This is a genomic window from Nostoc linckia z4, assembly GCF_002608075.1.
GTDB lineage: Bacteria > Cyanobacteriota > Cyanobacteriia > Cyanobacteriales > Nostocaceae > Nostoc > Nostoc linckia.
Genome location: NZ_LAHA01000046.1, coordinates 19,611 through 34,583 on the forward strand (window position 1 = coordinate 19,611; position 14,973 = coordinate 34,583).

13 protein-coding genes and 2 riboswitches are annotated in these 14,973 nt (G+C 40.2%); of the genes, 5 read left to right on the forward strand and 8 right to left on the reverse strand.

What is annotated here, in order from left to right:
* Positions 1 to 138 precede the first annotated feature (138 nt).
* Entirely contained in the window at positions 139 to 3,234 is a 3,096-nt protein-coding gene (locus tag VF06_RS27595) for a hypothetical protein (protein WP_099069218.1), read from the reverse strand.
* An 836-nt stretch (positions 3,235 to 4,070) separates the two neighbouring features.
* Here VF06_RS27595 and VF06_RS27600 point away from each other — a divergent pair.
* Positions 4,071 to 4,283, forward strand: a complete 213-nt coding sequence (locus VF06_RS27600) for a chlorophyll a/b-binding protein (RefSeq protein ID WP_099069217.1) — start codon at positions 4,071 to 4,073, stop codon at positions 4,281 to 4,283.
* 41 nt (positions 4,284 to 4,324) lie between these two features.
* The gene (locus VF06_RS27605) at positions 4,325 to 4,537 is read left to right on the forward strand and encodes a chlorophyll a/b-binding protein (RefSeq protein ID WP_096537391.1); all 213 of its coding nucleotides are present in this window, start codon (positions 4,325 to 4,327) and stop codon (positions 4,535 to 4,537) included.
* Positions 4,538 to 4,608: 71 nt separating this feature from the next.
* On the opposite strand, the gene VF06_RS27610 is transcribed toward VF06_RS27605, so the two are convergent.
* The 5 genes from VF06_RS27610 to ntrB all read right to left on the reverse strand — a co-directional run bounded on the left by VF06_RS27610 (position 4,609) and on the right by ntrB (position 10,708).
* On the reverse strand, positions 4,609 to 5,946 hold the full coding sequence (locus VF06_RS27610; RefSeq protein WP_099069216.1) for an ArsB/NhaD family transporter: 1,338 nt from the start codon (positions 5,944 to 5,946) through the stop codon (positions 4,609 to 4,611).
* Between the two features lie 112 nt (positions 5,947 to 6,058).
* On the reverse strand, positions 6,059 to 6,679 hold the full coding sequence (locus tag VF06_RS27615) for a universal stress protein (protein ID WP_099069240.1): 621 nt from the start codon (positions 6,677 to 6,679) through the stop codon (positions 6,059 to 6,061).
* A 236-nt stretch (positions 6,680 to 6,915) separates the two neighbouring features.
* Positions 6,916 to 7,135, reverse strand: a riboswitch (cyclic di-AMP (ydaO/yuaA leader).
* A 37-nt stretch (positions 7,136 to 7,172) separates the two neighbouring features.
* The gene (locus VF06_RS27620) at positions 7,173 to 8,009 is read right to left on the reverse strand and encodes an ABC transporter ATP-binding protein (protein WP_099069215.1); all 837 of its coding nucleotides are present in this window, start codon (positions 8,007 to 8,009) and stop codon (positions 7,173 to 7,175) included.
* 170 nt (positions 8,010 to 8,179) lie between these two features.
* Complete coding sequence (locus VF06_RS27625; protein ID WP_099069214.1) at positions 8,180 to 9,622, reverse strand: ABC transporter substrate-binding protein; 1,443 nt, start codon at positions 9,620 to 9,622, stop codon at positions 8,180 to 8,182.
* 234 nt (positions 9,623 to 9,856) lie between these two features.
* The gene (ntrB, locus tag VF06_RS27630; RefSeq protein WP_180267393.1) at positions 9,857 to 10,708 is read right to left on the reverse strand and encodes a nitrate ABC transporter permease; all 852 of its coding nucleotides are present in this window, start codon (positions 10,706 to 10,708) and stop codon (positions 9,857 to 9,859) included.
* 98 nt (positions 10,709 to 10,806) lie between these two features.
* Positions 10,807 to 11,047, reverse strand: a riboswitch (cyclic di-AMP (ydaO/yuaA leader).
* A 467-nt stretch (positions 11,048 to 11,514) separates the two neighbouring features.
* Here ntrB and VF06_RS27635 point away from each other — a divergent pair.
* On the forward strand, positions 11,515 to 12,714 hold the full coding sequence (locus tag VF06_RS27635) for a sensor histidine kinase (RefSeq protein ID WP_099069238.1): 1,200 nt from the start codon (positions 11,515 to 11,517) through the stop codon (positions 12,712 to 12,714).
* Positions 12,715 to 12,776: 62 nt separating this feature from the next.
* On the opposite strand, the gene rnc is transcribed toward VF06_RS27635, so the two are convergent.
* Together rnc and VF06_RS27645 are read right to left on the reverse strand one after the other, a co-directional pair.
* Entirely contained in the window at positions 12,777 to 13,460 is a 684-nt protein-coding gene (gene rnc, locus VF06_RS27640) for a ribonuclease III (RefSeq protein ID WP_099069213.1), read from the reverse strand.
* Between the two features lie 100 nt (positions 13,461 to 13,560).
* A complete protein-coding gene (locus tag VF06_RS27645) occupies positions 13,561 to 13,794 on the reverse strand; it encodes an HNH endonuclease (RefSeq protein WP_099069212.1) in 234 nt (77 codons plus the stop codon).
* A gap of 620 nt (positions 13,795 to 14,414) precedes the next feature.
* Between VF06_RS27645 and VF06_RS27650 the strand changes: the two genes are divergently transcribed.
* On the forward strand, positions 14,415 to 14,672 hold the full coding sequence (locus tag VF06_RS27650) for a type II toxin-antitoxin system ParD family antitoxin (protein ID WP_099069211.1): 258 nt from the start codon (positions 14,415 to 14,417) through the stop codon (positions 14,670 to 14,672).
* Positions 14,669 to 14,965, forward strand: a complete 297-nt coding sequence (locus tag VF06_RS27655; protein ID WP_099069210.1) for a type II toxin-antitoxin system RelE/ParE family toxin — start codon at positions 14,669 to 14,671, stop codon at positions 14,963 to 14,965. The genes VF06_RS27650 and VF06_RS27655 overlap by 4 nt, the downstream gene beginning before the upstream one ends.
* Positions 14,966 to 14,973: the final 8 nt, after the last annotated feature.

Genomic DNA, 14,973 nt, shown 5'->3' on the forward strand with positions numbered 1-14,973 from the left:
TCACCTTTTCCCAGACCATAAGGGAAGTTCATACTGCTTATCCGAACAGTATTGAGAACGCAGTGATATATTCCAACAATAAATAAAAAAACCTCCCTTACGGGAGGCTGAAAATTTAGCGGAGACAACTTGCTTTCTTTACAGCAGAATTACAGCGATCGCTCCTCCGAATGCTGAGAAAATGGCGGAGACTACTGCTGTGGCAAACAACCACCAAGCTGCTGTGGCTGCCGCTTTGCGCGTTTCTTCTGCTTGCCGCTGTGCTTGATGTTTGATTTCTTCAAGGCGGCGTTGGGCTTCGCGCTGTAAGCGTTCTGCACGTTGCAATACTGTGTTGCGTGCCCGTTCAATTTGGTCTACGATCCGGTTGGCATCTTCCTGGGATATGTCCTCACGAGAACTCAGGATGGCTACTAGGGTATCGCGGTCAAAGGAAGACAGGCGATCGCGCAGTGCTTCAAATCCGGCTTGGGGATCTTCAAAAAGGGTACGGACATCACGCTTGATACTATCATAGTTCAGTTCTGGGCGATCTAGGGAGTTAAGGTAGTTGCGGATGCGGGCAAAAACTCCATCAATGGCATCTTGAACGCCTCGTTGAATGCTCCGTACTTGTTCGATAAATTGCTCCCTCACGGAAACAATGCTATCAGCAATGCGCGCTGCTTCTTCATCGGTGATGTCTTCACGGATTTTCAGCAGGGCAATAATGGTAGAACGGTCAAAATGAGCTAAGCGATCGCTCAAACTTTCTACCCCCACTCGCGGATCGTGCAACAGTAGTTGCAAGTCGCGTTTGATACCTTCTGGGTTGAGTTCTTCTTTACCAGTGAGGCGGAGATATTCTTCCAGATAAGCTTTGAATGTTTCTACTCTTTGCTGTGTTCTGGTGGCTAAACGACGAGGGGCACGTACAATGTTACGAATCGAGGTTTGTACGGAATCAATGATTTCATTGACTTGTTGTTCGCTCAAGTCTTGACGCTGACTGAGCAATTTCACCAATGTATCCCTGTCGATTTGAGACAACCTGCGACGTAGGGCAATGGCTCCATCTTGGGGATTTTCAAACAATCTATTCAAATCCCGTTGAATACCTTCTGGATTGAGTTCCTGTTTGCCTGTATTCCGCAGGTAATCGGCGATGCTGGTGGTAACGGATTCGTATTGCTCTTTTGCTCTGTGTGCTAAAGCTTGGGGCGCGTGGCGGATACTATGCCACGACTCTTCCACGGCGTTGATGATTTGATTAACTTGTTCTTCAGTCAAATCTTCGCGCTGGCTCAACAACTGTACCAAAGTATCGCGGTCAAAGCGAGACAATCGCGCTTGAATGGCAGCAATTCCAGCTTGGGGATCTTCCAGTAGCCTTTTGAGGTCGGCGCGGATGGCATCAGGATTCAGTTCTGATTTGCCAGTGTTACGCAGATATGATTCGACATTCAACCACAAAGTTTCAGCTTGATATTGTGCTTGTTCGGCCAGACTCTTGGATTCAATTAAAGCGCGATCGCGTTGTTTTTCCAACTCGTCCAAAATGCTGTCTACTTCATACAACTGGATATCACTACGTTCCAGTAATATCTGTCGCATTTCGTCACGTTGAATGTGCGCTAGTCGCAACACCAAAGTTTCATAATCTGCTTCTGGGTCTTGCAACAGTGATTTGAAATCGGCCTCAATGCCTTCTGGTGTTAAATCTGCTTTGGCGGTAACCAAGAGATAACTTTCAACTCGGCGTTGTAGGTCTTGGACGATTTCTCTTTCTTCTTCGGCTGTGACTCTCACCAGCACTTCTTTGCGAACAATTTCTAGACGGTCTGCAATGCGCTGAATTTGGGTTTGGGTAAGCAGTCCCCGTTGTTGCAAAATATTGATGAAATCGTTGCGGGATAGTCGTTCTAGTTCTCTACGGATTGTTCCAGGATCGGCAGCCGGGTCATAGATAACATCGGCAAATTCTTGAGCGATTCTTTCTTGGCTGAGTTGCCAAGCATAGGTGTTGAGTAGGTAATTTTCCACATCAACCCGAATTGGACTGTAGGGTTGGGATGGTGTGGGCAAACCTAGCTTATCTGCTTGTTCGGTAACTTTGTCTTTGGCGGTGGTCAGACTACGCAAGATTTTTTCTACATCCAAATCGGATAAATCAGTGCGTCCCAACACCACGCCGGTTAAAGCAGAAAGTCCTTGTTGCAGTGTGCTTTGGATTGGGCCAGCTGCGGCTTTTTGGGTGGATTCTTTAGAACTACCTATTTCTGCCACTAAGCGGTCAAGCTTGGCGTTGAGTTCATCTGTCTTGGTTTGTCCGGGTGGCAGTGATTTGAGATAATCGACTAATTCACCCAAACGGTCTTGGGCGGGTGCTTGCTGACGGACTACCTGTTGCCAAACTTTATACAAAGTATCAGCGATGCGGCTAGCATCTTTTTTAGAAATATCGGTACGGCTGCTGACTAAATCGATAAACTTTTGGCGATCGATGTTGCCTAGATCTGGACTAGCGGCGATCGCTTTTACTTGCGGATCGTTGAGTAAATTCTCAAAATCACTGCGAATCTTGGATAAATCTAGTTCTGGCGGACGCAGTTTATCTAAGTAATCTTCTATGTTTTCCCGGATGGTTACTGGGTCGATGGCGCTTCCTAGTTCCCGACGCACAGCGGCGGCGGCGGCTTCAGCTGTAGCTACAACTTGGTTGTTGACAGCTTTCGCCCCCAGTGCGGCGGTAGCAGTCCCCATAATTGTCTGAAATCCAGAGGTTGCAGTGTTAACAACCGAGCCAATTAAGGAACCCACGGTGGTGGAACTTACCCAAACCAGCAGCAAAAAGTAAGCACCCCAAATCACCAAACCAAGAATTGCTCCTAACCTTGGGTCTAAAATCACAAGGCTCAACTTGACAGCCAAAAAAGTGGCAATTAATAAAGCAATGGTGACAGTAACTAATGTCCAAATCCCTACTGCTGTGCCAACTTTACGAATAGTGCCGCCCAAATTTCCGACTTCGCCATCTGAATCTGAGTCGGATGGACGCCCCAGGTAGGAAATACCAGCTGCAATGGAGAGATTAGTAAGGACTAACTGAAAAGCAAAGGCTAAAATCACGCCAGAGATTAAAGCCACAAAAAAACGCGGCCCCGAAGGCGTGATGACTGAGGGATCTACTGGAACCTGCCCTACCCACAATAGTGGCTTGTAGAGTCCCAGCATGATTTCCATACTTTGAAACATTGTATTTCCTTGTCTTAGTGTTTTAATTTTTGGGCGGATTTAAGAATTTCCAAAGAACTAACTCTTAGTATTTTTCTCTAGTGCCTATGGCAATACCTAACTCTTTAGATCAGAATCGTGGAATTTAGGTGTTTAAAGCATCTCTCCAAAGATTGAAAGCTTTATCCAGCGAAAGATATAAATTTTCTTATCTCTTGGTTTGATTTTTAAAAAAATAATAGTTTCTATGAGAAAATCTAGTGATTTTTCAATAGTTAATTACTTTTATAAATTTTATTTTTGATTTAGTTATACAGTCATCCCAAATCAATTGTGAAATGTTACATGTTATGGTTGTTGACTGTTAACAGTCAACTTCTTCTGGGAATTCAAAATTCAAAATTACAATCCCCCATAAATAAATTTAGGGGCTTATATCCCTTTCTTCTGCGGTCAACAGTCAACAATCAACAATAGACCTCTTGCAAAAGTAACTTTTGCTCATAGGGGGAAAGGGACTCATGTTAAAGGGAAAAGGGTTTTTATTTGCCCTTTCCCCTTTACCCCTTACCCTTTTCCCCACTTTTGCAAAAAGTCTAATCAACACCGCAGTTTGCTCGCCAAGACCAAGCATTTGTGAAATTACCTATTATTATCACCTCCTCAAGGTTGATTTGCCTAGAGTAATATATTTTGATTCATCGTCCACAAGAAGTGCATGTAGTTTGTGCCCACAGGCAGAAAGCAGTTTAATTAAAAATAGCTACATTAAAGTTAACAAATCAATAATTAATCAATTAGTAACTTGTTAATTAACAATTACTAAATGCTGAATTTGAGTTTGAGAGGGAAAAATAATGGAAACTCGTGAAACTCGTCCATCTAGTGATTTACCACCTGTTGCTAAAGCTTATAACGGCCGCGATCGCAATGAATTTCTATTTGGCTGGACTCCCCAAGCCGAAATCTGGAATGGCCGTCTTGCAATGATTGGTTTTGTTGCTTATTTACTCTGGGATTTAGCTGGTTTTAGCGTCCTACGCGACATCCTACGGATAGTTGGCTATTAAAGGTTAAATGCCTAAAAAACACTAAGACTTTGGAGGGAAAAATGGTAAATAAAGAAACTCGTCCTTCTACTGATTTACCAGTAGTTGCACCAGAATATAACGGCGTAGACCGCAATGCCTTTTTGTTTGGTTGGACTCCCCAAGCCGAAATTTGGAATGGTCGCCTCGCGATGATTGGCTTTGTTTTCTATTTACTTTGGGATTTAGCCGGCTATAGTTTTGTGCGCGATGTATTGCACATCATCAGATATTAACAAATGATTTGTAGAGACGTTGCAATGCAACGTCTCCACATCTAATGCAACGTCTCTATTTGTAAATTATTCTACAGCAAAAACCGAACTAACACATAAAAAGCCGAAGTTACTAGCTGCAATAACATCACTGGAATACCATAGTGCAAAAAAGTTTTAAAGGATATTCGCCGTCCATGTTGTTCGGAAATACCGGCAGCAACGATATTAGATGATGCTCCCACTAGTGTGCCATTACCTCCCAAAGTCGCACCAAACATCATTGCATAAAACAGTGGTAAAACTTCTGGGGGAAACTGTCCTTGAAAATCTCGTGCTAGAACTTCTGGCGGTGCTAAACCAACGCTGACAAGATACTGTTTGAGTAAGGGCACCATTGCCACCACCAAAGGAATATTAGGCACTACACTAGATAATATCCCCACAACAAATAACAAAACCAGGGAACCAAGAATAATATTTTTTCCTAAAATAACCGCTAATACTCCGGATAAACTATTAATTACACCTGTTTTTTCTAATCCTCCTATCAGCACAAATATACTCATAAAAAATATCAATGTACTCCAATCTACATCCCGCAAAATATGACTAACTGAATCAATTTTACTATGATGAGATAACAGTAAAGCTAAAGCTGCTCCTAACAAAGCCACAGCAGCAGGAGAAACGGGAACTGGTAAAGATTCTCCAATTACAAAAAACAGCAGTACAAATAAAACAATAACTGCACCCACACTTAAAACTCGTGGATGATTAATTTGGGGATGTGGCAGTTCTTCGAGATTATCTAGTTGAGTATTCCAAATTTTACGAAACAAAAATGGTAGTGTTGCAATGACTGTAACAACAGCAATGACTCCCCCTAAACTCAATTTCAATAAATAATCAATAAAACTAATATTTACAGCATCACCAACAATAAATGTAGCTGGATCGCCAACTAAAGTTAGTAGTCCAGCACTATTAGCAATAAATACCATCAAAATTAATAAGGGTACAAAATTTATACCTATTTCTTGTGCCATTGGTGGAATTAATGGCGCTAACAACATCACTGTTGTAGCATTTGGTAAAACGGCACAAATTGGTGTCACAATGGCCACTATACCCAGTAATAAACGCTTACCTTGCCCTTTAGCAAGAATGACTATTTGAGTAGCTAAATATTCAAATATTTTCGTAGGCTCAAAAGCCCGTACTAACACCATAACTCCAAAGAATAAACCGAGTGTGCCATGACTATTGCCGATGTAACCAACAGCTTGTTCTAGGGTCATGACGTTACTAAAAACTAATAACAATGCCCCTAATAATGCAGCAATAGTAAGATGTACCCATTCTGTCATCACTAAAATAATGACGCCAATAAATGTAATTACACTGAGAATGGCTTGCCAATTTTCCACACCTTAACTCCCGAAGTTTCATGGATTAGCTATTAGCGAAAAAAGCCACCTAAATGTAGGTGACTTATCTAAGATTACAATTTGATATAGTTATTGAAATTCTGAATAGCGATTATTCATCAATACAGCGAGGAATGCCTACAACGGCGCAGGGAAAATCAGAATCTAGTGCTTCAATCATTGGATGATTGACAGATTGACAACCAACAAACAAAATATCGGCAGCTTCTAATTCCACAACTTTTTTCAATTCTGTGGAAATGGAACCAAACCGCAAATGAGATTTGAAACAACCTTGCCATTCTTCAGCCAAACTTCGTGCTTGCCAAAGAATTCTATCTGCTTCTTGCAAGGGAGTGATGGCTGTTTCCAATTTTGGTTGAGTCAATACTAGTGTGGGAGATTTTGATATTTCACTAATCTGGCATTCCAATGAAGGCTGCTGTCTGGGAAAATTCAAGATGTTGACATAGCGGCTGCTTTCATTGTCTTCTAACACATAAACAGCTTGGACTGTAACTTCTGTATTGGTAGCTAAACGGGTTTGATGGGCAATCCAAAAGGCAAGATCCAATGCCGTATGACTATTGGGAGAAGCATCATAAGCAACAATAAAGTTAACTGAATTTGTTGCGGGGGATTGTTGAGAAAATGGATTTTTGGGTTCTGGCAACAATACCATTTGTTCAATTAAGTCATCTCGACCTATGGCACTTTGCAGACGTGCTAACATTGGCTTAATTTTCACAGTTTTACTTCTCCAAATTAAATGAACAAGCAATGAGAAGCAGGGCGACCAATTTTGGATTTTGAGATTTCGCGGAAAGTCTGAATGGCGGCTTTCGTCGCTGAGAACTTTCCAAGACTGATTTTGGATTGTTCTGCAAAAATCGCAACCGAAAATCGAAAATCTAAAATTTACAATTGGTAGAGGAAACCCCAATAATAACTGCATTACAGCCAAGTGTTGGGGGTTCCTTCCATTGCCTACGGAGTTAGCTGACGGGCTAAGACTGGAAGGTGTCTCTCTCTTGGTAGTACTGAGTGTTGAGTGCTGATTGCTGAGTTAATATTCATAATTCTTAACTCTTAACTCCTAACTCTTAACTCTTGACTCTTAACTCCTCAGTTTTTAGGAGATTAGCCCCATAATATGGTTCCTCCGCCTCAAATCCAGCTTTAATGAATTTGAATTAGGCTACCCGCTAAAAGAATGATAATCTACTTTACTCGTGTTGCGTGAAATATCGATCTAGGAAATTGAGGGCGTGGTTGCGGAGTTCAAAATATTCTTTTGAGTTACGCATGGCAGCACGATCGCGTGGATGTTCAAAGGGAACTTCTAATATCTCGCCGATATTAGCCGCAGGGCCATTGGTCATTAATACGATGCGATCGGACATGTAAATTGCTTCGTCTACATCGTGGGTAATCATCATCACTGCTTGCCGATGATTTTCCCAAATATCCAAAACTTGCCGCTGCAATTTACCACGAGTGAGTGCATCTAGCGCCCCAAAAGGTTCATCCATTAGTAACATTTTCGGACGAATTGCTAAAGCTCTGGCAATACCTACGCGTTGTTTCATACCTCCAGAAAGTTCATCAGGATACTTATCAGCCGCCGCCGTTAAGTTTACCATTGCCAAGTGTTCGTTTACAATGCTAATTTTTTCAGATCGATTAGCATTTTTTAACACTTCATCTACAGCTAAACGGATATTTTCTCGCACTGTTAACCACGGTAACAATGCGTAATTTTGAAACACCATCATCCTCTCTGCACCTGGCTTACGGATTTCTTTTCCATCTAAACGTACTGAGCCAGAAGTTGCTTTTTCTAAACCTCCAATAATCTTCAGTAGTGTAGATTTCCCACAACCAGAGTGACCAATTACAGAAATATATTCATCTTCACCAATCGTTAAATTAACTCCATCTAAAACCACAAATTTATCTTTATCTGGTGTCGGATAAGACTTGACTAAATTTTCAATTTCTAAAAATCCAGGACGGGACATAACTTGAGTTTGGGTATCAATAGGTAATGAGGTATATTCCATCATCAAATGCTCCAACAATAATTTAATCAAGTTTAGATTTGGGATTTTCGATTAATTTTGAAAAAACAGTGCTTGTTTGCTAAGGATTTTAGATTTATTGCGCCCATAAATCTAAAATCTAAAATCCAAAATCTAAAGTCTAAAATTCCCACAGTCAAAGAACTTGGTATTTATGACATGAAAAAACTAGTGGGAGCATTAGCCCTGATAGCAAAACTATTCAGATAGCCCACTGGATCGCTGGGATCAAAGCTTTTCTTATCTATAAATACTTCTGACGGTTCTACTTTGTAATCATCCTTAGGACATTGAATGCCCATTTCATTTGCTATCTCTCGATATAAATCTGTTCTCCAACCTTTTTCGGCTAGTTTTTCAGCATCTTTAGGAAATGCTTTAATTTGTCCCCATCTTGCTGCTTGAGTCATTAACCAAATACTTCTAGATCTCCATAAAAATGTCGAATGTTCTCCTGGCTGTTTGGGAAGATTGTCTGGAATATCGTAGAAAATTGTGTTGTCAGCAGCTTGAATAGTGCGGTCTTTGCCATCAAAGCCGCCATAGTTGTAGTTACCAAGAATTGCCGGGCCCGTAAGCTTGGTAATTGGCGCATTTTTATTTTTCGGTTTTGCACCTGTAAAGGAACGGTCTGTTAGCAGTTCAGCAACTTCTTGGCGATTTTCTGCTTTGCTGCAATATTGGCAAGCTTCAATCATGGCTTTGACAAGGGAACGATAGGTTTTGGGATATTTTTCGATGAAAGATTCCATTACTCCCAAAAGTCTATCTGGGTGTCCCAACCAGACTTCTTTCCCTTGGGCGAAGGTGAAGCCGATGTTTTCGTTTCCTGTAATTGCCCTGGTGTTCCAGGGTTCTGCAACCATATAAGCTTGCATAGCGCCAATTCGCACATTGGTAACCATCTGGGGCGGGGAAACAATGATGACGCGAAATTCTTTGAAAGGATCGACACCAGCAGCGGCGGATATGTAACGGACAAAGTATTCGTAAATGGCGGAACTGAGAACAACTGCCCAAACTTTTTTTTCTGGTGGCTGGCTATCGAAGTAGCCCCGAAAATCTCTACCAAAAGCTTCTAGTGCGCCATCGCCATATTTTTCTTGATACTCGTACCAAGGACGCAGCCCATAATCCCACATCGCTTTGTTCATGGTCATGGCATTACCGTGGCGGTGAATGGTCATAGCTGCACACAACGAGGCGTGGCGTGCGCCTTCAGCGCCAATTCTGGCGTTGGTAACCGCACCGGATACTACAGGTGAAGCATCCAAGCGACCAAAAATGACGCCGTCGCGGGAGGTGGCCCAACTGGCTTCCCGGTTGAGGGTGACGTTTAAACCATATTTGCGGAACAAGCCTTTTTTCCAGGCGATCGCAAATGGCGCACAATCATTAACGGGAACGTATCCAACAATTAAATCCGGTTTTTCTAATTCGCTGGATTTAACTACTGGTTGTACAGCTAAGGCTTCTTCTGTTAATCCTTGGGCAGATCTATCTCCAGAAATTGCACAGGAAGAAAGGGCAATTCCAGCTGTGGTTGCTCCTATTCCTTTGATAAAGTCTCGTCGAGTGTAGTGATAGTCACTCATTTATGTGGCTCCGTTGGTGACTCAATTTGAGATTTTGGATTTGATATTTGAGATTGATTTCATGGATAATCAATCATTTTTGAATTGTTAAATTCAAAATCCAAAATTCGGTGATTAATTGCTAGCGTCAAGATGCAAACGCCCAAAGTTAAAAAGCGTCAATTACCCTATCTAACTCTCAAAGCTAGACAAAGAGACTATTTGAATTCTGAATTCTGAATTCTGAATTCTGATTTAATTAGAAGGTGTGGGGCGGCGAGTTACTATTTCTTGAATTTTACCGACGGCGTAATCAAGAATTAATCCAGTGACACCAATTACTAACACTGCTAGAAAAACTGAACTCAGGTTTAAGCGGCTCCATTCGTCCCAGACAAAAAAGCCTATACCAACACCACCTGTGAGCATTTCTACTGCCACAATAACTAACCAAGCTATCCCTAAACTAATTCGCAAACCTGTAAAAATATAGGGCAAACTTGCAGGCCAAATGATTTTGATAATCTGCCGCCAACGTGGCATTTCTAATACTCTTGCCACATTTAAATAATCCTTGGGAACGCTAGAAACTCCTAAGGCAGTATTAATAATTGTCGGCCATAGGGAAGTAATAAAGATGACAAAAATTGCCGAAGGATCTGCCAAATTGAAGATAGCTAAGGCAATGGGCAACCAAGCTAAAGGCGATACGGGTTTAAAAATTTGAATGATGGGATTGAGGGCTAGCATTGCCGGTCTAGACATGCCAATCAGAAATCCTAGAGGTATGGCTACTACTGCACCTAATAAAAAGCCTAGTATTACTCTTCGCAGACTTGCTATTAATAACCAACCAATTCCTAAGTTACCGGGGCCTCGCTGGTAAAAGGGATTTAAGATGTAGTCCAAATTAGCTGATAGTGCTTCTGGTGGGGTGGGCATTAATTCATGATTGGCAAGTGCAACAATCCACCACAGCACAATTATTCCTAAAAAACCCAAAACAGGTAAAAAGAAGACATCTTTACTGATGACGGGTTTTGTCTTTTTCCAAGCAGTTTGTCCAGCGATCGCGGCGATCGCTGCTAAATTTAATTGAAAGATCATTATGAAACCTCAACAGGTTGAAGTGCAGGTACAAAAAACCGAGCAGTACCAGCCTTGGACACTGATGAGATCGGAACATTGATAAAAATGCCGTCTCTTCAGTCTCCTCTCAATGCCTACGAAGTTAGCTGACGGGCTAGGGCTGAGAGATGCCCTTCTGAAGAAAGTTGTTAGTTGGGAGTAAAAAGTCAAGAGTGAGGAGTGAGGAGTTAATTAAAAACTCATAACTCATAACTCATAACTCATAACTCATAACTTTCTCCAAGATACGCCCCACAATTTGGTTCCTCCGCTCCAGCGTTATGCACTGTGATGCGCTGGATTAGGCTGACTTACTCTAAAAGGTACGAAATTACGCACAATATAACGTTGATGTGAAGAGTATAACATTAACGCTCAGTAAAAATCATCTCTTTTTTTTTAAATTTAGTTTTTTTAAATACTATTGTCAAGTTATTAACCTTGTTTTTACTTAATTCATAAATATTATAAATGTTAAAAAATTGAACTATCTTAGGATGAAAATTCTTACATAGTAAGGAATACAGCAGTAATATCATCAAGGATCTACATTGTTAACTACTATATTTTTATTTATAAAGACAATATAGATTATACATTAATATGTTGCGTACTGAAATTTGACAACGATACTTCAAGTTTTTGCTAATCTACGAGACGATAGATAAAATCTATTACTTTTGATAGGTGAATTTTGAATTTTTTTTTGGTAAAAAGTCGCTCTAGTGGCTAAACTAATTGCATATGGAAATTTACTCATCTCTCTGTTAGCTGAATTTAACATAATGGATTTTAGTCAATTCCTGGCTGACAAAACTGATATCATCCTAAACAAGTGGGTGAAAGCAGTTCGTAAAGATCAACGGATTGAAAGTGCTGATGATTTATCTTATACAGCCATTAGAAATCATATTCCCAGTGTTTTGAAAGCAATGGTAACGGTACTTTCAAAATCTGAGGAGAATGACATTCAATCGATAATTGTTGCGAGTTTTGAGCATGGGGCGATTCGAGCCGAACAAGGTTTTGATGCAACAGAAATTGCCAGAGAATATCATCTATTAAGAACAGTAATATTTGACACTATTCACGCAGATTTATTGAAAGGAACACCGGCAGAAATTATTCGTTCTATGCGTTTGATTGACGCTATTGTAGATGAAGCGATCGCTCGCTGTTTTAAGAGTTATGTTGAAGAACGGTTGCGAGAACTGAGGCAGTTACAAACATCATTAACGCTGCACAATCAGGAATTGACAAGGTTAATTAGCGCTAATCAAGAGTATATTTCCCAACTAGCCCACGAATTAAAACATCCCCTAACTTCAATTATTGGATACTCAGATTTATTTTTACGCCAACAACGCAAAAAAACCAAGATAAAAGACAACTATACCAATTTAGAACATATTGAGCGGGTGTTACGTAATGGTAGACAATTACTTCACTTAATTAATGATGTGTTGGAACTTTCGCGCTATGATGCGGGACAAATAAAACTGCAATTAGCACCGACGAATGTGCCGGAACTCATTCATAATGTCTGTGAAATGTTGGAACCTTTAGCTGTAGAGAAAAACTTGAAAATCGTATTCGATTGCCAGCGCGCTCCTCAAGATTTACTTACAGATTCATTTCAATTGCAACAAGTTGTTACTAATCTTATTAGTAATGCAATTCGTTATACAGAGTCTGGGACTATTATTGTAATGTGTCAAGTGTTGGAGAAACAGAAATGGGCGATCGCAGTTTCCGACACTGGAATTGGCATTGCACCAGAACACCAAGCCGAGATATTTGAACCTTATTTTCGGGTAAATGCTGGCGATCGTCCTTACCTTCCTGATAGTACAGGTTTAGGATTGGCAATAGTTTGGCGGTTAGTGAAATTATTACAAGGCGAAGTTAACTTAGTTTCTGAAGTGGGAGTTGGTTCGACTTTCACTGTAGTTTTACCCTTAGAATTAGAAGTAGAAAAAAGTTAATTTGACACCAAAATCTCACATCTCTCTCTGCGCCTCTGCGCCTCTGCGTGAAAAAATCACCTCTACACCAACCCTTGTTTTTTCAACTTAATCAACGCATCTTCAGCAGCAGCTTTTTCAGCATCTTTTTTATTACGTCCCTTACCTTCACCGTAGATTTTTTCACCTACAAGTACTTTGGCTACGAATTCCGGTGCGTGGCACAAACCGCCTGTTTGGACTGTAATATATTTAGGAGGAGTTTGGGTAACATTGCGTTGTACCCATTCTTGAAAGCGATTCTTTGCATCTACATTAGAACGGGAAATCACAATTTGTTCGGGTACAGAATTAAACAGTGGTTCTATAATTGCGCGAACTGCTTCAATATTTGAATTATTATCTAGATAATAAGCACCAATAACAGCTTCAAAGGTGCTGCTAAGTAAATTTGGGTTATGATATCCTCCGTCTTGAATAGCACCTTTTCCTAAGCGCATTTTAAAGTTTAAATCTACTTCTTCAGCGAATTTTGCCAGTTGCTTTTCATCTACCAATGCAGAACGCCGCCGCGTTAATTCATCTTCTCCCTTTTCTGGGTGACGGCGATAGAGATATTCACCACTTAAGAAATTTAGCAAAGCATCGCCAAGAAATTCTAGGCGTTCGTTATGTTCCCCTTCTCCTGGGTTCTCATGAACATAGGAACGGTGAGTCAGCGCACGGCGTAGAAGTTTTTCATCGCGGAATATTAGAAGTTTGTGCATTTTTATGTTTTGTTTTTTGTCTTAGCTAATTGATTGAGAAGGGTAGATAAGATACCTACCCTGTAAGATACAAATACTCAAAAATTTGAGGTGCTATTTATCAAAAGTTACCTTTTATCAAGATAGGCGGATAAATACTGTTTCCACGAGTGTTATTACACTGAAAACAAGAAAGGCGCAAGTTTTCAAAAGAATTAGAACCTCCACGACTCTTAGGTAAAAGGTGTTCAATCGTCAGCTTTTCTTGTGGTAAATTCTGGCGACACCACCAACAATTAGAGTCATACAAATCAAGAAGTTGCTGTTTTTTATTACGTTTTTGTCTTGAATTCATTGTTTTGATTTTCCATTTTAGTTAATGTTTGCAACAGCAATGGAATATCACACATCTAGTGTTAGCAAATTTATTTTGAGGAAAATTATCAAAAATGAATCTTACTCTATGAAAAAATTTGCTACCGTCGCTTGAGTTTAGTTAAAGTCTCAGCAGTAAGAATTCCTGGCTTCCTACCAAGTTTCGCGTCATCCCTTCCTCTGAATATTTATCCGAACATCTTGTCTTTCCATTGAAAGTTTAATCAATTACTAGACTAAACTTTTGGCTAAATACTCAGCCGAAGGGATGACACGAAGCTCGGCAGGAAACTAGGAATTCTTGCTGCTGAGACCACTACCAAAAACCTGCGCTTTATAGTGCGGTTATTTATGCTTGTCTTACAATAAACAATTGCATACCTAATCTGAGATTGTCAATATGGCGATTTATGAAGATTTGTCAAAGCGATCGCTTGATATAATCCTACTTAAAAGGAGCAGGTAACAAGCAAGCTGAAAATAACATCAAATCTAGCAAACTCACACAAGCGAGGTAGCTATAACCAACAATTGCTTTTTATGTGTCAATGTTGTTAGAACAAAGATAATAACAGTATTAATTATATAAAGTGAGAAAATATGTACATCCAAATTAAGCCAGAATTAGAGCAATTTATTCAGGCGCAGCTTGCAACTGGTAGATTCGCTAGTGCAGATGATGTAATAAATGAAGCCTTTAAACTGCTACAAGAAAGAGAGCAGCGAATTGAAGAATTACGACAAAAAATTGCTTTAGGAACTGAACAAATTGCTAAGGGACAAGTAACTGATGGTGAAGTTGTATTTGCCAGATTCCAAGAAAAAATTCGTCGAATTACTGAGGAGTCTTCTGAATGAACAATTATTCACTTTCAGATGCAGCAATTCGAGATTTAGACGAAATTTGTGAATATATTGCTCGTAGTAACCCAAAAGCAGCTAGTAAGCTTTTTGATGATATTCGCCAGAAGTGTAAATTAGTAGCTAATTTTCCTAATATGGGAAAAAGTTATGCAAGGTTTGTACCGAATTTGCGCGGTTTTGTTGTAGATGATTACATTATATTCTACTATCCAAGAGAAGACGGAATTAGTATTACTCGTGTTGCCAGTGGCTATCGAGATTTAGAGTCTTTGTTTGCTGATGAATAATTAAACCA